The following is a 21,316-nucleotide window of genomic DNA, read 5'->3' as shown; positions in this document are numbered from 1 at the left end:
GCGGTGCGCACCGCCGCGGCACGGCCGCATACCCGCCGGGCGACCGGCAAGCGGCCGGCCGGTGGGGAGCGGACGGCGCGGGCCACCGGGCCGGCCGGGCCGGCCGGGCCGTGGTCGCCGGTGTCTATGGGGCGGCCGGTGCGCTGGCGTGCTGGGCGCTGGGCCGGACGCTGTGGGAGGGCGTGTCCGAGCCCGGGATCGCGCTGGCCTTCGGGGTACTGATCACGGTCGGCGAGCTGGTGCGCCGGGGCTCCGCGCGCCCGGCGGGCCCCGGACTGGCCCCGGGGGAGCGCGAGAGCGCACCCCTCGGCGCGGCCGGCGCGCTCGCGTACGCCCTGCTCGGCGAGGTCGGCGGCCGGGCGACGACCCACGGGCTGCCGCAGACCATCGCGGTCGTCGTGGCGGCAGGTCTGGTGGGGCTCGTCCCGCACCTCGCGCTCGGCCGCGGGCAGGCGCTCGACCACCTCGCCCGCCGGCTGCTGACCGTCGGATTCGCCGCCACGTGTTTCCAACCCCTCTACAACACCGGGACGTTGGCGGAGTGGGTGGCGGACGGGCCGGTCTATCCGCTGTTCCTGATCGGCCTGCTGGCGCTGACCGCGCTCTGCGACGCGGTGCTGGCCGCCGCACTCGCCCGCGCCCGCACCGGCTGGCCGTACGGACCGCTGCTGCGCGACGAGTTGCGGGCGCTGCTCGGCATCGGCTCGGCCATCGGCGCCACCGGAGTGGTCATCTCGCTGGCCACCGCGGCCGCCGGGCTGTGGGCGCTGCCGGTCTTCTGCCTGCCGCTGCTGCTGACCCAGTTCGCCTTCCGCAGGTTCGCCGCCGTACGTGCCACCTACCGCCAGACCATCGCCTCCCTGGCCCGCTCCACCGAGATCGCCGGTTACACCTCGCACGGCCACGCCCGCCGGGTCGCCGCCCTGAGCCGCGCCGTGGGCCGCGAACTGGGCCTGAACGAACCGGACCTGGACGTGCTGGAATACGCCGCCCTGATGCACGACATCGGGCAGCTCTCGCTGCTGGACCCGGTGCCGGCCGGGGCGACCGCGCCGCTGCCGCCCGCCGAGCAGCGCCGGATCGCGCTGCTGGGCGGCGCCGTCGTGCGGCAGACCGGGGTGCCGGCGGAGGTCGCGGTGATCGTGGAGCGGCAGGCGGATCCGTTCCGGGACCAGCCGGTCACGGCCCGCATCGTGCGCACGGTCAATGCCTACGACGACCTGGCGGGGGAGTCGGCGGGCCCCGGTGGCCCGCTGCGCGCCCTGGAGCGGCTGCGGCTGGCCACGGCGCAGGATTACGAGCCGCGGGTCGTCGAGGCGCTGGCCCGGGTCCTGGGCCGCGGCGGCCGCACGGCCTGAGACGGGCCTCGGGCCCGCCCACGCCGCCCACCCGGTCGGGCGGCCCCCTCCGCAGCGTGTTCGCGCTGCGCGGAACAGGAGCCTTCGCGTCCGTCCGCGTACCGCGCTGCCGTCGCTCCCGCGACCGCCAGGGTGCGGCCACAGGGGCCCCGGCAGCCCCGCACGCCGGAAAATCCCGCCGTTGAGCCGCCGAGGCCCGTCAGAGGTCGTGGAACCCATGGGTAATGAGCGGCCTCGGATATGGGCATGGTTGGATGCGAAGGAAGCCCCTCGCAGGGGGATTCAGGGGGTCGGCGAAGGGCAGGGAGCCGCAAGGGGCACAGCGATCGGGCTGAGCCCGACGGCAATCTGTGGCAGGTTGTCGAGTGGGCCCCCAGACGGCCCCGGGCGCCGCCCGGGACACCTCCGGAGCGGCATCGAGAGCAACCAGCAGGCGGGAATCGTGAGGATCTTCGGCAAGGTACGGCACCGGCCCTCCGCCTCGTGGCGGCAGGCGACCGACCGCGCTTTCACGCTGATCGGCGACGGCCGTTACGACGACGCGGGCGCGTTGCTGACGCGCGCCGCCGACATGGAGCCCTGGCTCTCGGAGTCCTGGTTCAACCTCGCGCTGCTGCACAAGTTCCGGCACGACTGGGAGCAGGCGCGGGCCGCCGGTCTGCGCGCGGTCGCCCTGCTGGACCGCGAGAGCGGGGCGCCCGACTGGTGGAACGTCGGCATCGCCGCCACCGCCCTCCAGGACTGGCCGCTGGCCCGCCGCTCCTGGCAGGCGTACGGCCTCAAGGTGCCCAGCGAGGGCTCCCCGTCCGGTGAGCCGGTCGGCATGGCCCTGGGCAGCGCCGCCGTCCGGCTCTCGCCCGAGGGGGAGGCCGAGGTGGTCTGGGGCCGCCGGCTGGACCCGGCCCGGATAGAGGTGCTGTCGATCCCGCTGCCGTCCTCCGGGCGCCGCTGGGGCGAGGTCGTGCTGCACGACGGCGTCCCGCACGGCGAGCGGACCACCGCTTCGGGTGGCGACGGCGACATCAGGGCGTATCCGGTGTTCGACGAGATCGAGCTGTGGGCGCCCTCACCGGTCCCCACCTGGGTGGTGCTCCTGGAGGCCGCCACCGAGGCCGACAGGGACGCCCTGGAGCGGCTGGCGGCCGACGCCGGCTTCGCCGCCGAGGATTGGTCGTCGTCCGTGCGGCTGCTGTGCCGTACGTGCTCGGAGAGCCGGATGCCCAGTGACGAGGGCGACGGCGAGCATCTGGATCCGCACGACCACAGCGAGCCCGGCCATCCCGGGCCGCTCGGGCACCGCACCGCGGGCTCGGGTTCCCTGTGGGTCCCGGAGCGCGAATGCGGAATCGCCGCACCCGCCGCTCTGGTGCGCGGGCTGCTGGACGGCTGGGTCGCGGACAGCCCGGACAGCCGGGAATGGCGTGATCTTGAAGAGGTCTGCTGAGGACCGGTGTCCGCCCCCGTAGTCTGTAGGGCGACTATTCAGGGTTTTCAGGAAGGCGTACGGCGGAGATGGCCCAGCAGCCTGTGTTTGATCAAGACGGTGAGCAGCGCGTGGACGAAGAGTTCATCGACGACACGACGGACGCGGCGCAGCGGGAGCTTGCCCACCGCGAGCGCGGCACCTCGCGGCCGATCACGGTCGTCGGCAATCCGGTGCTCCACAAGGAGTGCAAGGACGTCACGGAGTTCGGTGACGAGGTCGCCTCGCTCATCGACGACATGTTCGCCAGCCAGCGCACCGCCGAGGGCGTCGGCCTCGCCGCGAACCAGATCGGTGTGGACCTGAAGGTCTTCGTCTACGACTGCCCGGACGACAACGGCAAGCGGCACGTCGGTGCGATCTGCAACCCGGTCCTGGACGAGCTGCCGCCCGAGCGCCGTGAGCTGGACGACTCCAACGAGGGCTGCCTTTCGGTGCCCGGCGCGTACGCGGAGCTGGCCCGCCCGGACTACGCGGTGGTGCGCGGCCGGGACGCGCAGGGCAACCCGATCGCCGTCGAGGGCACCGGCTACTTCGCGCGCTGCCTGCAGCACGAGACCGACCACCTCTACGGCTACCTCTACATCGACCGGCTCTCCAAGCGCGACCGCAAGGACGCGCTGAAGCAGATGGCCGAGCTGGAGCCCCGCTACCCCGTCGTCGCCAACGACTGATTCAGGCCTTGCCGGGGGGCGGCGAGGCGGCGGGGCGGTTCAGGAAACGGCCTTCCGGTAGGCGCTCCAGACCTTCGGCGGGAGCGTCGTTCCCCGCTCCGGGCCGGAGCCGCCCACGCCCTCCATCGGCAGCAGGTCCGGTGTTCCGGGCTTGTTGCGGAAGAGGGTGACGGCGGTGATCGGTTCGTTGCCGTCACCGGAGGCGGGCGGCGCCTGACCGGCGACGAACCACGCCGATTTCAGCCGGTCGCCGGGCTCGGTGGCGCCCGCCGCGACCGGCCTGTTGACGAGCCCGCGTCCCGCGTCCTTACGGGCGTCCGCCTCGGGCATGCCCAGGATGCGCCAGCCCACCCCCTCCAGGGCCGCGGTCACCTGCTGGGCGACCTCGGTCGACACGACCCGCTCGGGTGCCGGCCGCGCGAAGCCGTCCACCGGTTTGCCGTCGAGGGTCATCCGGGACACCGCGTACGGGTCGGCGTGCAGCCCGCCGCCGGTGAAGGTCGTGTATGCGCTCGCCATCCGGATCGCGCTGGGCACCGAGGTACCGAGCGGGAAGGTCGGCTCCAGCTGGGCCAGGCTCTCCTTGTGCAGGCCCGCCTTGACCGCGAGGTCGCGGATCCGCTGCAGTCCGAGGTGCCGCCCGGCCTGGACGAAGGGCGGGCTCTGGCCCTTCACCAGTGCCCCGGTCAGGTCCTCCCAAGCGTTTGGCGGCCGGACCGCCTGCGGCTGTTGCCCCCATGCGTCGACCGGCTGCCGGACCGGCTGATCGGCCTGCTGCTGGAGGGCGGCGGCGAGGACGAAGGGCTTGAACGCCGAGCCGGCCGGGACGGCCGCGGTGTCCGCGTTGTTGCTGAAGTGCTGGGTCGCGTCCGTGCCGCCGTAGAGCGCGACGACCGCGCCGTCCTCGGGGCGTACGGAGGCGGCGCCGAATTGGGCGAATCTGTCGGCCGCGCGCTTCTTCGGATCGATGGTTTTCTTGCGCACTCCGGTGACGGCCTTTTCCAGCTGCCGGGTGCGTGCCTTGTCGAACGTGGTGTGAATGCGGTAGCCGCCGCGGGCCAGATCCTTGTCGGTCAGACCGGTGTTGCTCTTGATGAACTTATTGGCGACATCGACGAGATAACCGGTCTGTCCTGCCTGGCTGGTGGGCTTGGCCGGCGGAAGTGGTTCGGGGTACTTCCGGTACTTCGCGCGTTCCTGCCGGCTCATCCAGCCGGTGTCCACCTGCCGGTCCAGAATCCATTTCCACCGTGCCACGGAGCGGCGGTGGTTGGCCGCCCCGAGTCCGGGATCGTACTGTTCCGACCCCTTCAGCAGGGCGGCCAGCACCGCTCCCTGGCCGGCGTCGAGATCCTTCGCGTCGATGCCGTAGTAGGCGTGGGCGGCGGCCTGGATTCCGTAGGAACCCCGCCCGAACCAGCTGGTGTTGAGATAGTCGCGCAGGATCTCCTGCTTGGGCCGCTGATTGTTGATCTTCAGCGCGATGATGAATTCCTTGACCTTACGGGTGACCGTCCGGTCCTGTGAGAGATAGGTGTTCTTCACGAACTGCTGGGTGATGGTGGAACCGCCCTGGGCCTCCTCGCCGGAGGCCATGTTCATCACGGCGCGGGCGATGCCTTTGAGGGAGACGCCGGAATCGGTGTAGAAGGTGGCGTTCTCGGCGGCGATCACGGAGTGCTCGACGGAATCCGGCACCTTGCCGAGAGCGACGCTCTGCCGGTTGACGGCGCCCACGCTCACCATCTGGCTGCCGTCCGCCCAGTAATAGACGGTGGCCTGCTTGCGGGCGAGGGAGTTCTCGCCCGGGATGTCGATGGTGGCGTAGACGACGGCGAACAGCCCCGCGAGGGCGGCGACCGCGCACCCGGAGGTTCCCAGCAGCAGTCTCCAGGAGGGCAGCCAGCGGCGCGGACCCTCCCGTCCCTGACGCGGATAGTCGATGAACCGACGACGCCCCTTCGTGTCCTTCATACCCGGGGAGATGTGGTGGGCCGGGCTCCGGTTGCCGTCGCACAGATCCGCTAACGGAACGGTCACAATCGGCGGGCCGGGAGGAAGGACGGAAGGGGCGTCGCGTGGCGCGTCTAGAACTCGTCGTCGAAGGAGACCGAACCCTCGACGGCGACCTGGTAGGCGGAGGCCCGGCGCTCGAAGAAGTTGGTCAGCTCCTGGACGTTCTGCAGCTCCATGAACGAGAAGGGGTTCTCCGACCCGTACACCGGCGCGAAGCCCAGCCGCTGCAGGCGCTGGTCGGCCACGCACTGGAGGTACTCGCGCATCGACTCGGTGTTCATGCCCGGCAGGCCCTCGCCGCACAGGTCACGCCCGAACTGCAGCTCCGCCTCGACGGCCTCCTTCAGCATGTCGATGACCTGCTGCTCCAGCGCGTCGTCGAAGAGGTCGGGCTCCTCGGCACGGACCGTGTCGACCACCTCGAACGCGAAGTTCATGTGCATGGTCTCGTCGCGGAACACCCAGTTGGTGCCGGTCGCCAGGCCGTGCAGCAGCCCGCGCGAGCGGAACCAGTAGACGTACGCGAACGCCCCGTAGAAGAACAGGCCCTCGATGCAGGCCGCGAAGCAGATGAGGTTCAGCAGGAAGCGGCGGCGGTCGGCCTTGCTCTCCAACTGGTCGATCTTCTCGACCGAATCCATCCACGTGAAGCAGAACTGCGCCTTCTCCCGGATGGACGGGATGTTCTCCACGGCCGCGAAGGCGGCGGCGCGGTCGTCCGGGTCGGGAAGGTAGGTGTCCAGCAGCGTCAGATAGAACTGGACGTGCACGGCCTCCTCGAAGAGCTGCCGCGACAAGTACAGCCGCGCCTCGGGGGAGTTGATGTGCTTGTAGAGGGTGAGCACCAGGTTGTTGGCGACGATCGAGTCACCGGTGGCGAAGAACGCCACCAGCCGGCCGATCATGTGCTGCTCGCCCGGCGAGAGCTTGCCGAGGTCGGTGACGTCGGAGTGGAGGTCCACCTCCTCGACGGTCCAGGTGTTCTTGATCGCGTCGCGGTAGCGGTCGTAGAAGTCCGGGTACCGCATCGGGCGCAGCGTCAGCTCGAAGCCCGGGTCGAGGAGGTTCTTGGTGCCCGTCGCGGGGCCGTTGCCGGCGGCGGTGGCTTCCGGGGCGGTGGTCTCGGGAGTGGTGGTCATTACTGGCAGGCCTCGCAGGACTCGGGGTTTTCCAGGGAGCAGGCGACGGCCTCGGGGTCGGTGGCCTGCTCGGGTACGGGGACGGGGGTGGCGGCGGCGCCGCCGCGCGCCGACTGCGCGATCCGCGTCGCGGGGCGCGAGCGCAGGTAGTACGTCGTCTTGATGCCGCGCTTCCAGGCGTAGGCGTACATCGAGCTGAGCTTGCCGATGGTCGGCGACGCCATGAAGAGGTTCAGCGACTGGCTCTGGTCGAGGTAGGGCGTACGCGCCGCGGCCATGTCGATCAGCGCGCGCTGCGGGACCTCCCACGCCGTGCGGTACAGCGCCCGGATCTCCTCGGGGATCCACGCCACGTCCTGGACCGAGCCGTTGGCCTCGCGCAACGCGTCCCGGGTCCGCGCGTCCCACAGGCCCAGCGCCTTGAGCTCCTCGATGAGGTAGGCGTTGACCTGAAGGAACTCACCGGACAGCGTCTCGCGCTTGAAGAGGTTGGAGACCTGCGGCTCGATGCACTCGTAGACGCCCGCGATGGAGGCGATGGTCGCGGTCGGCGCGATGGCCAGGAGGAGGGAGTTGCGCATCCCGGTCGCGGCGATACGGGTCCGCAGCGCCTCCCAGCGGTCGGCCCAGCGGGGCTCGGCGTTGGGGTAGTGGTCGGGGTGCAGCACTCCGCGGGCCGTACGCGTCGCGGACCAGGCCTCGTGCGGGCCGTGCCGCTCCGCGAGGTCGGCGGAGGCCTCGTACGCGGCGAGCATGATCCGCTCGGAGATACGGGTCGACAGCTCCCGCGCCTCGTCCGAGTCGAAGGGCAGCCGCAGCCGGAAGAAGACGTCCTGCAGGCCCATCAGGCCCAGGCCCACCGGCCGCCAGCGGGAGTTGGAGGCACCGGCCTGCTCGGTCGGGTAGAAGTTGATGTCCACGACGCGGTCGAGGAAGGTGACGGCGGTGCGGACCGTGGCGTCCAGCCGCTCCCAGTCCATCTCGCCGTGCTCGCCGAGGTGGGCGGCGAGGTTCACGGACCCCAGGTTGCAGACCGCGGTCTCCCCGTCGTCCGTCACCTCCAGGATCTCGGTGCACAGGTTGGACGAGTGCACGACCTTGCCGGGCTCGGCGGTCTGGTTGGCGGTGCGGTTGGCGTGGTCCTTGAACGTCATCCAGCCATTGCCGGTTTGCGCCAGGGTGCGCATCATCCGCGAGTACAGCAGCCGCGCCGGGATCTGCTTGAGCGCCCGGCCGTCGGCCTCCGCCTTGCGGTAGGCGGCGTCGAATGCGTCGCCCCACAGGTCGACCAGCTCCGGTGCGTCCGACGGCGAGAAGAGCGACCAGTCGGCGTCCGCCTCCACCCGGCGCATGAACTCGTCCGGGATCCAGTGCGCGATGTTCAGGTTGTGCGTACGGCGGGCCTCCTCGCCGGTGTTGTCGCGCAGCTCCAGGAACTCCTCGATGTCCGCGTGCCAGGTCTCCAGGTAGACACAGGCCGCGCCCTTGCGCCGACCGCCCTGATTGACCGCGGCGACCGACGCGTCCAGCGTGCGCAGGAACGGCACGATGCCGTTGGAGTGGCCGTTGGTGCCCCGGATCAGCGAACCGCGCGCCCGGATACGGGAGTACGAGAGGCCGATGCCGCCGGCGTGCTTGGAGAGCCGGGCGACCTGGTGGTAGCGGTCGTAGATCGAGTCCAGCTCGTCCAGCGGGGAGTCCAGCAGATAGCAGGAGGACATCTGCGGGTGGCGGGTGCCGGAGTTGAAGAGGGTGGGGGAGGAGGGGAGGTAGGACAGCGAGCTGGTCAGGCGGTACAGCTCGCCGACGTCCGCCAGCGCGGCCGCGGAGTCGTTCTCGGCCAGGCCGCAGGCCACCCGCAGCAGGAAGTGCTGCGGGGTTTCGATGACCTGACGGGTGGTGGGGTGCCGGAGCAGGTACCGGGAGTGCAGGGTGCGCAGGCCGAAGTAGCCGAAGCGGTCGTCGGCGCCGTCCGCCAGCGCCCGCTCCACCAGCGAGTCCAGGTGGGCCGCATGGCTCTGCACGAACGCGGCCGTCACATCGGCGATCAGGCCCTCGCGGTGGCCGGTGGCGACCGAGGCGGCGAAGGACGTCGCGCCCTGGCCGGCCGCCTCCTCGGCGATGGCGAGGGTGAGCAGGCGCGCCGCGAGCTTGGAGTACTGCGGCTCATCGCCGATCAGACCGGCCGCCGCGTCGATCGCCAGCTGCCGCAACTCGGCCTCGTCGGAGCCCGCGTGACGGCCGCGCAGGGCGGCTGCGGCCACCTTGCCGGGGTCGGTCGCGGTCAGGTCCTCGGTCAGCTCGGTCAGGGTGCGCAGCAGGGCGGCACCCGGTCCGTCCTCGCCTCCGCCGCGGGCGGTGGGGACGCTCCGCGTGGTCACCGCGGACTGCTCGACCTCGGCGTCTGACGCGGGCTCCGTTGGCGCGATGGTCACGTGGTGCTCTCCCTCACTCGGCGGGGGCCAGGAGGGGCAGGCGCGACGGGCGCACGCGGGCACACGGCACCCCACAAACGCTCGGGGTGCGCGGGCACACCGCGCGGCGTCCACCGGCCCAACCCGCGGGGCCCGGACGTATCGACGTCCGCATCGATGGCGATACGGGCGTACCGTCGGCAGGTCCTCGGACTACACGGGTGCGCGGATGGCGGTAATGCCAGATAAGCGCACTCATACACCGTTGCGGGACAGTTCCGGATTCGCACCGGATTCCCCTGCGGCGACAGCGAAGACGAGCATACATGTGGGGGTGCCACATCGTGCGCACCCCCATATCTAGTGAGTCGCGAGTGATCGGGCCGTGTCTGTCCGTGGCCTCCCCGCTCGCCCGTACCGACTTCCCCGCTCTGCCCGGGGCCCGCAGGAAGCGGCTGCGGGCCTCGCCCCGCCCCCCGGGCACGGCAACGGGCCGCCGCCTCCCCGGAGGGACGCGGCGGCCCGTGCTCGCCGGAAGGGCCCGCAGGCTCAGTGGCTGCCGGCCGGTTCCGCCGCCTCCGGCGTCGCGGGCGGCAGGTCGGCGGTGACGCCCTTGTCGCCGGCGTCGGCGGTGTAGTCGCCGGGGCTGGTCTCGTCGACACCCTCCGGGGCGTTCACGGCCTTCAGCACGAAGGTCAGCACCACCGTCACGACGACGTTCAGCACGAAGGCCGTCAGGCCGATGTAGCCGATCTCACCGATGCCGGGAATCTCCTTGTTGGAGCCGCCGAAGTGCGCCTGGGTGGGACTTGCCACGCCGTACGCCGCGAGCGTGCCGTAGAGCATGCCGACGGCCCAGCCGGCCAGCAGCGCCCAGCGGTGGAACCACCGGGTGAAGAGGCCGCCGACCAGCGAGGGCATGGTCTGCAGGATCCAGATGCCGCCCAGCAGCTGGAAGTTGATGGCCACCGTCTTGTCCATGGTGAGCACGAAGACCAGCGCGCCGACCTTCACCAGCAGCGAGACGAGCTTGGCGACCTTGTGTTCCTGGGCCGGGGTGGCGTCCGGCTTGAGGAAGTCCTTGTAGACGTTGCGGGTGAAGAGGTTGGCCGCGGCGATCGACATGATCGCGGCCGGCACCAGCGCGCCGATCCCGATCGCGGCGAACGCGACGCCCGAGAACCAGCTCGGGAACATGTCCTCGAACAGCTGCGGCACCGCCAGCTGCGGATTGCCGTGGATGTCCGTCTTCGCGGCGATCGCCATGAAGCCGAGCAGCGCCAGCAGCCCCAGCATCAGGGAGTACAGCGGCAGGATCGTGGTGTTGCGGCGGATCACGTTGCGGCTGCGCGAGGACAGCGTCGCGGTGATCGAGTGCGGGTACATGAAGAGCGCCAGCGCCGAGCCGAGCGCCAGTGTGGCGTACGCCCACTGGGCGTTGGGGCCGCTCGCCAGCTCGCCGCGCGGTTTGCCGGTGGGGCCCGGCTGGGCGAAGGCGTCCCCGGCCGCGTCGAAGATCGCGCCGAAACCGCCGAGCTTGATCGGGATGTAGATGATCGCCACCGCGATGACGAGGTAGATCAAGCCGTCCTTGACGAACGCGATCAGCGCGGGCGCCCGCAGGCCCGACGAGTAGGTGTACGCGGCCAGCACCGCGAACGCGATCAGCAGCGGCAGGTCCTTGACGAACCAGTTGGTGTCCTGGCCGCCGCCGATGCCCATCACGTCGAGGACGGCCTGGATGCCGACCAGCTGGAGCGCGATGTAGGGCATGGTCGCCAGGATGCCGGTGAGCGCGACGGCCAGCGACAGGCCCTTGGAGCCGAAGCGGCCGCGCACGAAGTCCGAGGTGGTGACATAGCCGTGCTTGTGCGACACCGACCACAGGCGGGGCAGGAAGGTGAAGATGAGCGGGTAGACGAGGATCGTGTACGGGACGGCGAAGAAGCCGGCCGCGCCCGCCGCGTAGATCGCCGCCGGGACGGCCACGAAGGTGTACGCGGTGTAGAGGTCGCCGCCGAGCAGGAACCATGTCACCCAGGTGCCGAAACTCCGGCCCCCCAGGCCCCATTCGTCGAGGTTGGCGGACTGCTCGGCCTTGCGCCAGCGGGCGGCGAGGAAGCCCATGACCGTCACGGCCAGGAAGAAGAAGACGAAGACGGTCAGCGCGACGCCGTTCACGCCCCCGGTGCCGGAGGCGGCCAGGGTCGTCGGGGCGGCAGGCGTCGTCACAGCGGTGATTGCGGCTATCACTTCGTCGCACCGCCCTTGCGGATGCGCTGCTCACGCTGCACGAGCTTGTACGCGGTCATCGTCAGCGCCGTCGAGATGAGCACCCACATCATCTGGTACCAGTAGAAGTACGGGATCCCGATGAACCTCGGTTCGATCCTGGCGTACGAACTCACCCACAGCATCGCCACGAACGGAGCGATCAGGCACAGTCCGGCCACCACGCGTGTGGGAGTGACGACCTGTCTGGTATCTGGTGATGCGGCTGGCTCTGGCATGGCGGGGGCTCCGTCCCTGGCGATCTCCTGTGCAATCGGCTGGAAATCTATGGCAGGGCCGTGGCGCGCGTCACTAGCTGTCCGCATATCGGTACGGAAACGTCGCCCGCCGCCCGGTACCCGGAACGGGCGCGGGTACCGCCCACGGGGCCCTCGCGCGGCGGGCGGGCGCCGGTCCGCCGGACGTCAGTCGGTCGGTCGCTGGAGCCGCGCGACGAACTTGTAGCGGTCGCCGCGGTAGACCGAGCGCACCCACTCCACCGGCTGCCCCTTCGCGTCGAGGGAGTGCCGGGAGAGCATCAGCATCGGCAGCCCGACATCGGTGCCCAGCAGCCCGGCCTCGCGGGGGGTGGCGAGCGAGGTCTCGATGGTCTCCTCGGCCTCCGCGAGGCGGACGTCGTAGACCTCGGCGAGCGCGGTGTAGAGGGAGGTGTACTTGACGAGATTGCGGCGCAGCGCCGGGAAGCGCTTGGCCGACAGATGGGTGATCTCGATGGCCATCGGCTCACCGCTGGCCAGCCGCAGGCGCTCGATGCGCAGCACCCTGCCGCCGGTGGTGATGTCCAGCAGTCCGGCCAGCCGGTCGTCGGCCGTGACATAGCCGATGTCCAGCAGCTGGGAGGTGGGCTCCAGGCCCTGGGCGCGCATGTCCTCGGTGTAGGAGGTCAGTTGCAGCGCCTGGGAGACCTTGGGCTTGGCGACGAAGGTGCCCTTGCCCTGGATGCGCTCCAGGCGGCCCTCGACGACGAGCTCCTGGAGGGCCTGACGCACCGTCGTGCGGGAGGTGTCGAATTCCGCCGCGAGGGTGCGCTCGGGCGGGACCGGGGTGCCGGGCGGCAGGGTCTCGGTGATCTCCAGCAAGTGCCGCTTGAGGCGGTAGTACTTGGGCACGCGCGCCGTCCGCACGCCGCTGCCGTTGTTCTCGGCACTGCCCCCGTCGGTCTCCATGACCCGCCTCTCCGACTCCTGTCGTGCTGCCGTCACCGGCTCCTCCGTACGTAGCGGCTCACATCGTGGCACGAGTGGGCATCCCCTGCTCCCTCGCAGGTCCCGGCCCGCAAGATGTCGGTCCGGTAACGGACCTGACAGCGACTCTTATACACCCTTGACACCCCAAAAGGTCTAGGCCAAGCTGCGGGGCACTGGTCTAAACCATTAAAGACCACACCCGGCCTTTGGGGGAGAGCGCAATGAAGCGTGGGCTCATAGCAGCGACGGCAGTCGCGGGAATGCTGGTGAGTGTCGCTGCCTGTGGGTCCAGCGACAACAAGGCGGGCGCCGATGGCTACAAAGGCCAGAAGCTGACCGTATGGGTGATGAGCGGGTCGAACCCGGCGGAATGGACCAAGCAGGTCTCCGCGCAATTCAAGAAGAAGACCGGCGCCACCGTCGAGTTCAAGGTCCAGCAGTGGAACGGCATTCAGCAGAAGCTGAGCACCGCGCTCTCCGAGGACACCCCGCCGGACGTCGTCGAAATCGGCAACACCCAGACCGCCGCCTACGCCAAGGCCGGCGCCCTCGCGGACCTCGGCGACCTGAAGAAGGACATCGGCGCCGACTGGAACGCCTCCTTCAACAAGGCCGCGATGGCGGACGGCAAGCAGTACGCGCTCCCGTGGTACGCCGGGAACCGCGTGGTCATGTACAACAAGAAGATCTGGGCCGAGGCGGGCCTCAAGGACCTCCCCCAGACCCGCAACCAGCTCTTCAAGGCGTTCGACGCCATCAAGAAGAAGACCGACGCCGAACCGCTCTACCTCCCCGGCCAGAACTGGTACTTCTTCGACGGCCTGACCATCGGCACCGGTGCCGACCTCGTCAAGAAGAGCGGCGGCAAGTGGGTCTCCAACCTCGGCGACCCCAAGGTCTCCAAGGCCATGGACATCTACAAGCAATACCAGGCCTTCAGCGACGCCCCGAAGAACAAGGACGAAGCCACCCCGCAGCAGGCCGAGGTCTTCGCCAAGGGCAGGACCGGCGCCGTCATCGCGATGGGCTACGAGGCGAAGACCGCCATCGCCGCCAATCCGAAGATCAAGGACGACATCGGCTTCTTCACCATTCCCGGTGAGACCGCGGCGAAGCCCGAAGGCGTATTCCTCGGCGGCTCCAACTTCGCCGTCGCCGGAATGGGCAAGAACCAGGACCTCGCCAAGGAATTCCTGCGGATCGCGCTGTCGAAGAAGAACGACGGACAGATGGTCAAGGAGGTCGGCTGGACGCCCAAGTCCCCCGACCTGGCGGACGCCGCCAAGGGGAATCCGGCAGCCGCTGCCGCCGCCCCCGCCGCCGAGAAGTCGGCCGGCACCACGCCGCTGATCCCCCAGTGGGCCGCGGTCGAGAACGTGCCGAACCCGATCAAGAACTACATGACCGCGGTCCTGAACGGGAAGACCCCGGCCGCGGCGGCCAAGGACATCGAGTCCGAGATCAACGCGCGGCTCGCCAAGCAGTAGCCGCACCGGGCCGCGTACGGGGCCGGCCGTCCCCCGGCCCCGCACGCGGCCACCGCACGCGCACCACGGTCCGATGGGGAGAGACGGTCATGGCAGTGCAGCTCGACGACGCGGTGGAGAAGACCGCGCCGCGGATCGGCAAGGGGGGCGCACCGCCCGCCCGCCGCGGACCCGGCCGCCGGCGGGCCGCCCGCGGCGCCCCCTACCTCCTGCTCCTCCCGGCCCTCCTCGCCACCGCGGTCTTCCTCGGCTGGCCGATGGTGCGCAATCTGCTGCTCTCCTTCCAGAACCTGAACATGAAGGAGCTGATCCAGCACCTCACGGACTGGGCCGGGACCGGCAACTACCAGGAGATCCTGGGCAGCGAACAGTTCTGGCGGGTCACCCTCCGCACCATCGTCTTCACCGGCGTCAACGTCGTACTGATCATGCTGCTCGGGGTGCTGATCGGACTGCTGCTCGCCCGGCTCGGCAAGAAGATGCGGCTGGTGCTCTCCGCCGCGCTGGTGCTGACCTGGGCCATGCCGGTGATCGCCGCCACCACCGTCTTCCAGTGGCTCTTCGACTCCCGCTACGGCGTCGTCAACTGGGTGCTGGACAAGCTCGGCTGGCACTCCATGGCCGCCTACGACTGGGTCGGCAGCCAGCTCTCGACGTTCTTCGTCATCACCGTGCTGATCGTGTGGCAGTCGCTGCCCTTCGTGGCGCTCAACCTCTACGCCGCCACCACGACCATCCCCAAGGAGCTCTACGAAGCGGCCCGGATGGACGGCGCGAGCAGCTGGAAGGTCTTCACGTCGGTGACCTTCCCCTTCCTCAAGCCCTTCTTCCTCGCCACGACGTTCCTCGAAGTCATCTGGGTCTTCAAGGCGTTTCCGCAGATCTTCGCGATCAACGAGGGCGGACCCGACCGGCTCACCGAGACCCTGCCGATCTACGCCTTCACCGAAGGCGTCGGCAACCTCCACTTCGGCATGGGCGCGGCGATCTCGCTGCTCACGATCGTGGTGCTGCTCGGCATGACCGCCTACTACCTGCGTCTGACGCTCAAGCAAGAGGAGGACGAGCTGTGAAGCGCTCGATCGCCGGCCGACTCTGGCCCAACGCCACGGCGCTCGTGCTCGCCATCGGCTTCGTCTTCCCCGTCTACTGGATGTTCAACACGGCCTTCAAGCCGACCCGGGACATCATCACCGAAGAGCCCGTGTGGTTCCCCTTCCACGGCACCTTCGAGCACTTCGTGACCGCCGTGAACGCCCCGGACTTCTGGACCCTGGCCGGGAACTCGGTCATCGTGACGGTGCTCGCCGTCGGGTTGTCGCTGCTGATCGCGCTCTGCGGGTCGTTCGCCATCGCGCGGATGCGGTTCAAGGGCCGCAAGGGCATCCTGCTGACCTTCATGGTCGCCCAGATGGCACCCTGGGAGGTCATGGTGATCTCGATCTACATGATCGTCCGGGACGCCGACATGCTCAACAGCCTGCTGCCGCTCACCTTCTTCTACATGCTGATGGTGCTCCCCTTCACCCTGCTGACACTGCGCGGCTACGTCGCCGCGGTGCCCAAGGAGCTGGAGGAGTCCGCGATGGTCGACGGCTGCTCGCGCCGCCAGGCCTTCACCAAGGTCGTCTTCCCGCTCCTCGCCCCCGGCCTGATGGCCACCTCCCTCTTCGGCTTCATCACCGCCTGGAACGAATTCCCGCTCGTACTTGTCCTCAACAAGGAACCCGCCATGGGCACCCTGCCGCTCTGGCTCTCGCAGTTCCAGAGCCAGTTCGGCGACGACTGGGGCGCCACCATGGCCGCCGCCTCGATCTTCGCCATCCCGATCCTGGTGCTGTTCCTGTTCCTGCAACGCAAGGCGGTCGGCGGTCTCACCTCCGGCGCAGTGAAGGGATAACGCAGCCACATGACCACGCTCACCCGCTCCGCCGACACCCTCACCCGCGACGCGCTCGCCGTCCTCCAGCCCGGCTTCACCGGCACCACGGCCCCCGACTGGCTGCTGCGCCGGCTCGGCGAAGGCCTGGCATCGGTCGGCCTCTTCGGCCGCAACGTCGCCGACCCCGCACAACTCGCCGCCCTCACCCGGCGGTTGCGGTCGGAACGCGACGACATCCTCGTCGCCGTCGACGAAGAGGGCGGCGACGTCACCCGCCTCGAAGTACGCGGCGGCTCCTCCTTCCCCGGCAATCTCGCGCTCGGCGCCGTCGACGACACGGAGCTGACCCGCGACGTCGCCCGCGAACTCGGCCGTCGGCTCGCGGAATGCGGCATCAACCTCAACTGGGCGCCGTCCGCCGACGTCAACTCCAACCCCGGCAACCCCGTCATCGGCGTACGCTCCTTCGGCGCCGACCCGCAGCTCGTCGCCCGGCACACCGCCGCCTACGTCGACGGCCTGCAGTCCGCCGGAGTCGCCGCCTGCACCAAGCACTTCCCCGGGCACGGCGACACCGCCGTCGACTCCCACCACGACCTGCCGCGGATCGCCGCCGACCTGCCCACCCTCCAGGAGCGCGAACTCGTCCCCTTCCGCGCCGCGATCGCCGCCGGCACCAAGGCCGTCATGAGCGCACACATCCTGCTGCCCGCCCTGGACGGCAGCCACCCCGCCACGCTCAGCCCGGCCGCCCTGCACGGCCTGCTGCGCGCCCCCGAGACCGACGGCGGCCTCGGCTTCGACGGACTGATCGTCACCGACGGGATGGAGATGCGGGCCATCGCCGCCACCTACGGCATCGAACGCGGCAGCGTGCTGGCCGTCGCCGCCGGCGCCGACGCGATCTGTGTGGGCGGCGGACTGGCCGACGAGGACACCGTGCTGCGGCTGCGCGACGCCCTGGTGAGGGCGGTGCGCGACGGCGAGCTGTCGGAGAAGCGGCTCGCCGACGCCGCGGCACGGGTGCGCGCCCTGGCGCGCTGGACCCGGAGTGCGGGCGCGGCGGTGGGGACCGCGCCCGCACCCGGCATCGGCCTCGCCGCCGCCCGCCGTGCCCTGCGCCGTACCACCGACGGCACCTTTGAGCCGCTCACCACCGCGCCCTACGTCGCCGCCTTCACCCCCCTCGCCAACATCGCCGTCGGAGACGACACACCCTGGGGCGTCGCCGCCGAACTGACCCGTCTTCTCCCCGGCACCGAAACCGGCACCTACACCGGGGAGTTGGCCGCCACCGACGGCCCCCGCATCCTGGTCGACGGTCTGCTCCGGGCCGCCGCAGACCGCCGCATCATCGCTGTCGTACGCGATGTCCACCGCCACCCCTGGATGGCGGAGGCCCTGGACACCCTGGTCACCGCCCGCCCCGACACCGCAGTAGTCGAGATGGGCGTCCCCCAGGCCCCGCCCCGCGGCGCCCTCCACCTGGCCACCCACGGCGCCGCCCGCGTCTGCGGCCAGGCCGCCGCCGAATCCCTCACCGAGCGATAGCGGCCCAGGGCCCAGGGCCCAGCGAGCCGACGGCGATGGTGCCCCAGGGCCCAACCACCAAATGAGCCGGCGGTGATCGCGCCGCAGGGCCCACGACCAGCGAGCCGACGGCGATAGGGGCCCAGGGCTGCACCGCCAGCGAGCCGACGGCGATGTGCCCCAGGGCCCAACCACCAAACGAGCCGAGGGCGTAAGTGCCCCAGGGCCCAACCACCAAATGAGCCGGCGGTGATCGCGCCGCAGGGCCCACGACCAGCGAGCCGACGGCGATAGGGGCCCAGGGCTGCACCGCCAGCGAGCCGACGGCGATGGTGCCCCAGGGCCCAACCACCAAACGAGCCGACGGCGATAGGGCCCCTGGCCCACCGCAAACGCGCCGGCTGGGCGAGCCATCAGGTGCGGGCGTCAGCGCGAGCCGCGCGAGCAGGCGAGGCGCCACAGCGGAGGTGGCAGGGCGGGGCGCCAAGCGGGGGCGGCTGGGCGGCAGAGGGAGGGGGTAGGGAGGGGGTAGGTGCAGGCGACGGGGGAGAGCTGACACGACATGCCCAGCCGTCGACGGGCGCTGACAGACACAGCCACCGAGGGGGCTGACATGCTCAGCCATCGAGGGGTGCTCTGAGGCGACCTGGCTGAGGAGAGTCGGCACCCGACGGCGGAGAAGCGGACCGCTGCCCCGGCAGCCGGACCGAGTGTCTGCCACCGCGCAGCCTCAACGGGCCGACGACGCTTGGCACATGGTGGGGGGAGGCCCTGCTGCCCACGGCGGGGCGGCCGTCCTACGCGGCCCACGGCAGGGGAGCCTCCGTCCCAGTCACAGCGGTGGGCGCGCCCCACCCCGAACCGCCCCGCCCCGAACCGCCCCGCGCTACCCCGCACGCGTACGCCTTGTCCCCGAAGAGGCCCCGCCCCCGAACCCTCTCCACGGGCAACGCCCGACCCCGATGCCCCGCCCCGAACGCGCCCCGCCCCGAACGCGCCCCGCCCCGCACGCGCCCCGGCCGGCAGTTCCCCGCAGGGGACTGCCGGCCGAACCGGGAGCCGAACCGGGAGCCGAACCGGGAGCCGAACCGGGAGCCGAACCGGGAGCCGAACCGGGAGCCGAACCGGGAGCCGAACCGGGAGCCGAACCGGGAGCCGAACCGAGTGTCCGACACCGTGTAGCCCTCAACGGGCCTGCAGCGCTTGGCGCATGGTGGGGGAGGCCAACCCGGAGCCGCCCCCGCACCCGGCCGTGGGGTGAGGCACCCCACGGCCGAGGGGCGCCGTTCTCAGATCCCTTGCCAGTCCGGCTTTGCCGCGTAGGTGGCACGGAAGTAGTCGGCGAGCTTCAGCTTGGAGGCCGCCGCTTCGTCGACGACGACCGTCGCGTGCGGGTGGAGCTGCAGCGCCGAGGCCGGGACCAGGGCGGCCACCGGACCTTCGACGGACTGCGCCACGGCCTCGGCCTTGCCCTCGCCGGTGGCCAGCAGCACCAGATGGCGGGCTTCCAGGATGGTGCCGATGCCCTGGGTGATGACGTGGTGCGGGACCTCGTCGAGACTGTCGAAGAACCGGGCGTTGTCCTCCCGGGTCTGCTGGGTCAGCGTCTTGATACGCGTACGCGAAGCGAGCGACGAGCACGGTTCGTTGAAGCCGATGTGCCCGTCGGTGCCGATACCGAGCAGCTGGAGATCCACCCCGCCGGCCTCCCGCAGCGCGAGGTCGTACGCCTCGCAGGCGGCCAGGACATCCTCGGCCGAGCCGTCCGGGCCCATGAAGGAACCCTCGCTGAGCCCGAGCGGTTCGACGACCTCCCGCAGCACCACCGAACGGTAGGACTCGGGGTGACCCGCGGGCAGCCCCACATACTCGTCGAGCTGGCAGATGCGGGCGCGTGCGGCGTCCACCGTGCCCGCCCTGACCTGCGCCGAGAGCGCCTCGTAAATCGGCAACGGGGTCGAGCCGGTGGCCACGCCGAGCAGAGCGTCGGGCTTGCGGCGCACCAGGGTGGCGATGGCCTCCGCGATGAGTTCGCCGCCTGCCGTGGCGTCCGGGACGATGACAACTTCCACGCTTGGCCTGCCGTTCTGGAGAATGGACTCATGTGGTATAGACCAATCTACCAGAGGGAGGTCCGCCGGAACCGGTCGGCGCTCCGAAATCGCCCGGGGTGACGACCGCACGGCATCGGCCCGGCGGCCGCAGGGGGAGCCCCCATTCGGCGTCGTTCAGAGAAGCGCACCCCCTGTCGCGTCGATCCACTGGCCGGTGACCCAGCGGCTGTCGTCCGACGCCAGGAAGGCCACGATGTCGCCGACATCCGTCGCGTCCGCGATCCGGCTCAGCGGTGATATCGCCCGGACCGCCTCCCGCGCGCCGGCGTTCGCCTCTCCGCGCAGCCAGCCGGCATTCATGTCGGTGTCGACCACGCCCGGGGCGACGGCGTTGACCGTGATGCCGCGGGGGCCGAGTTCCTTGGCCAGGGTCGCGGTGAAGACGTCGATCGCCCCCTTGGTCATGGAGTAGGCGATCAGCTCGGGCTTGGCGAGGCCGCGCGTCAGTCCGGTCGAGGTGTTGATGATCCGGCCGCCGTCCCGCAGCCGGCTCAGACCGGCCTGGGTGAGGAAGAACGGTGCCTTGGTGTTGAGTGCGAAGACCCGGTCGAAGTCCGCCTCGGTGACGCCGGCGATCGGCTCCCGGGTGCCGTCCGTGCCGGCGTTGTTCACCAGGATGTCCAGCGCGTCCGCCTGTGCGTCGAACTGCTCCCACAGCACCTCGACCCCGCCCGGCGCGGTCAGCTCGGCACGGATGGCGAACGCCTGCCCGCCGGCTTCCTCGATCGCGGTCACCGTCCCCTTCGCCGCGGCCTCGTCGTGGCCGTAGTGGACGCCGACCCGCGCGCCCTCCCGTCCGAGCCGCTCCGAGATCGCCCGGCCGATGCCCCGGCTGCCGCCCGTGACCAGCGCCGTCCTGCCGCTGAGTGCCCCCATGGCAATGCCCCCCATGTCGTGTGCGGGTGTCCACGCCGTTCGTGGGCACGTCCGCCTCCGTAGCGGGCGCTTCTTTCTGTATCGCCCGCTACGGAAAAACCGTAGCACGCAATCCGTACCGAGCGCTATAGAATTCATGGCATGGCGTCCAAGGAAGCGAAACAGCGCGGCAGGCCCCGGTCCTTCGACCGCGAAACGGCGTTGGAGCAGGCGGTCCGGTCCTTCTGGGAGCACGGCTACGAGGCCACGTCCATCTCCGACCTCACTCGCACCATGGGCATCAGCGCCCCCAGCCTGTATGCCGCCTTCGGCGACAAGCGGGCGCTGTTCGACGAGGTGGTGGCCGAGTACGGCCGGCTCTACGGCGGATTCCTCGCCCGCGCGGTGGCCGAGGAGCCGACCGCCCGCCGAGGCGTCGAGCGCGCGCTGCGCGAGGCCGCGGTCGAATACACCCTGCCCGGCCGCCCGCACGGCTGCCTCGTCATCAGTGCCGCCCTCAACACCGCGCCCGCGTCCGCCGAGGTCGCCGAGTCGCTGCTCGCGATGCGGCGCTCGAACGTCGACGGGATCGAGCGCCGCATCCGGGCGGACATCGCTTCCGGCGAACTCCCCGCCGACACCGACGCGAGCGCGCTGGCGCACTGCATGGGCGCGGTCATCCAGGGCATGTCGCAGCAGTCGCGGGACGGCGCGGACCGGACGACGCTGGAGGCGGTCGCAGAACTGGCGATGCGGGCCTGGCCGGCCGGGGACCGGGAATCGGCGGCGTCCCGTGCGTCCGGCGGATCGGACGCATCCGGCGCGCAGGCCGAGGGGTCGGTGTGAACCGCCCCGGAAACACCCGCGGGCCGCGGCGCCGGGACA

General features: G+C 70.7%; 16 protein-coding genes and 1 riboswitch. Of the genes, 8 read left to right on the top strand and 8 right to left on the bottom strand.

Annotated elements, in window-relative coordinates; all coding sequences use genetic code 11:
- The first annotated feature begins 110 nt into the window (after window positions 1–110).
- From ACIRQ7_RS02395 to def, 3 genes are all read left to right on the top strand, one after another.
- Window positions 111–1,358 carry an HD-GYP domain-containing protein gene (locus tag ACIRQ7_RS02395; protein WP_404260071.1) on the top strand — a complete coding sequence of 416 codons (1,248 nt, stop codon included), beginning with the start codon at window positions 111–113 and terminating at the stop codon, window positions 1,356–1,358.
- Window positions 1,359–1,800: 442 nt separating this feature from the next.
- Complete coding sequence (locus ACIRQ7_RS02390; protein ID WP_401462827.1) at window positions 1,801–2,802, top strand: tetratricopeptide repeat protein; 1,002 nt, start codon at window positions 1,801–1,803, stop codon at window positions 2,800–2,802.
- A 68-nt stretch (window positions 2,803–2,870) separates the two neighbouring features.
- Window positions 2,871–3,515: a peptide deformylase gene (gene def / locus ACIRQ7_RS02385; RefSeq protein ID WP_401462829.1), complete on the top strand. Its 645-nt coding sequence runs from the start codon at window positions 2,871–2,873 to the stop codon at window positions 3,513–3,515.
- Between the two features lie 39 nt (window positions 3,516–3,554).
- Here def and ACIRQ7_RS02380 read toward each other — a convergent pair whose 3' ends face one another.
- The 6 genes from ACIRQ7_RS02380 to ACIRQ7_RS02355 form a co-directional block, all read right to left on the bottom strand.
- A complete protein-coding gene (locus ACIRQ7_RS02380) occupies window positions 3,555–5,489 on the bottom strand; it encodes a transglycosylase domain-containing protein (protein WP_404259239.1) in 1,935 nt (644 codons plus the stop codon).
- Between the two features lie 113 nt (window positions 5,490–5,602).
- The gene (locus ACIRQ7_RS02375; RefSeq protein ID WP_404259237.1) at window positions 5,603–6,670 is read right to left on the bottom strand and encodes a ribonucleotide-diphosphate reductase subunit beta; all 1,068 of its coding nucleotides are present in this window, start codon (window positions 6,668–6,670) and stop codon (window positions 5,603–5,605) included.
- Window positions 6,670–9,105 carry a ribonucleoside-diphosphate reductase subunit alpha gene (locus ACIRQ7_RS02370; RefSeq protein WP_404259236.1) on the bottom strand — a complete coding sequence of 812 codons (2,436 nt, stop codon included), beginning with the start codon at window positions 9,103–9,105 and terminating at the stop codon, window positions 6,670–6,672. The genes ACIRQ7_RS02375 and ACIRQ7_RS02370 overlap by 1 nt, the downstream gene beginning before the upstream one ends.
- A gap of 160 nt (window positions 9,106–9,265) precedes the next feature.
- A riboswitch (cobalamin riboswitch) is annotated at window positions 9,266–9,425 on the bottom strand.
- Window positions 9,426–9,633: 208 nt separating this feature from the next.
- On the bottom strand, window positions 9,634–11,316 hold the full coding sequence (gene mctP / locus ACIRQ7_RS02365; RefSeq protein WP_403666896.1) for a monocarboxylate uptake permease MctP: 1,683 nt from the start codon (window positions 11,314–11,316) through the stop codon (window positions 9,634–9,636).
- A gap of 17 nt (window positions 11,317–11,333) precedes the next feature.
- Window positions 11,334–11,594 carry a DUF3311 domain-containing protein gene (locus ACIRQ7_RS02360; RefSeq protein ID WP_401462840.1) on the bottom strand — a complete coding sequence of 87 codons (261 nt, stop codon included), beginning with the start codon at window positions 11,592–11,594 and terminating at the stop codon, window positions 11,334–11,336.
- Between the two features lie 186 nt (window positions 11,595–11,780).
- The gene (locus ACIRQ7_RS02355; protein WP_401463765.1) at window positions 11,781–12,542 is read right to left on the bottom strand and encodes a GntR family transcriptional regulator; all 762 of its coding nucleotides are present in this window, start codon (window positions 12,540–12,542) and stop codon (window positions 11,781–11,783) included.
- Between the two features lie 242 nt (window positions 12,543–12,784).
- Here ACIRQ7_RS02355 and ACIRQ7_RS02350 point away from each other — a divergent pair, with 242 nt between their 5' ends.
- From ACIRQ7_RS02350 to ACIRQ7_RS02335, 4 genes are all read left to right on the top strand, one after another.
- Window positions 12,785–14,050, top strand: coding sequence for an extracellular solute-binding protein (locus tag ACIRQ7_RS02350; RefSeq protein ID WP_404259233.1), 1,266 nt, complete (start codon window positions 12,785–12,787; stop codon window positions 14,048–14,050).
- Window positions 14,051–14,139: 89 nt separating this feature from the next.
- A complete protein-coding gene (locus tag ACIRQ7_RS02345) occupies window positions 14,140–15,123 on the top strand; it encodes a carbohydrate ABC transporter permease (RefSeq protein ID WP_404259231.1) in 984 nt (327 codons plus the stop codon).
- Window positions 15,120–15,950: a carbohydrate ABC transporter permease gene (locus ACIRQ7_RS02340; protein ID WP_401462847.1), complete on the top strand. Its 831-nt coding sequence runs from the start codon at window positions 15,120–15,122 to the stop codon at window positions 15,948–15,950. The genes ACIRQ7_RS02345 and ACIRQ7_RS02340 overlap by 4 nt, the downstream gene beginning before the upstream one ends.
- Window positions 15,951–15,959: 9 nt before the next feature.
- A complete protein-coding gene (locus ACIRQ7_RS02335) occupies window positions 15,960–17,483 on the top strand; it encodes a glycoside hydrolase family 3 protein (protein WP_404259230.1) in 1,524 nt (507 codons plus the stop codon).
- Window positions 17,484–18,751: 1,268 nt separating this feature from the next.
- On the opposite strand, the gene nagB is transcribed toward ACIRQ7_RS02335, so the two are convergent.
- Both nagB and ACIRQ7_RS02325 read right to left on the bottom strand, forming a co-directional pair.
- The gene (gene nagB, locus ACIRQ7_RS02330) at window positions 18,752–19,534 is read right to left on the bottom strand and encodes a glucosamine-6-phosphate deaminase (protein ID WP_404259228.1); all 783 of its coding nucleotides are present in this window, start codon (window positions 19,532–19,534) and stop codon (window positions 18,752–18,754) included.
- 156 nt (window positions 19,535–19,690) lie between these two features.
- Window positions 19,691–20,452 (bottom strand): SDR family oxidoreductase, encoded by a 762-nt coding sequence (locus ACIRQ7_RS02325; RefSeq protein ID WP_404259227.1) that lies wholly within the window; start codon window positions 20,450–20,452, stop codon window positions 19,691–19,693.
- A gap of 141 nt (window positions 20,453–20,593) precedes the next feature.
- On the opposite strand from ACIRQ7_RS02325, the gene ACIRQ7_RS02320 reads away from it, so the two are divergent.
- Window positions 20,594–21,277: a TetR/AcrR family transcriptional regulator gene (locus ACIRQ7_RS02320; RefSeq protein WP_404259225.1), complete on the top strand. Its 684-nt coding sequence runs from the start codon at window positions 20,594–20,596 to the stop codon at window positions 21,275–21,277.
- Window positions 21,278–21,316: the final 39 nt, after the last annotated feature.

Origin of the sequence: Streptomyces sp. NPDC101393 (genome assembly GCF_044767385.1) — a bacterium.
In the GTDB taxonomy this organism is placed as follows: Bacteria; Actinomycetota; Actinomycetes; order Streptomycetales; family Streptomycetaceae; genus Streptomyces.
Note: the sequence above shows the minus strand (reverse complement) of the source record. Positions and strands in the feature narration are given on the sequence as shown.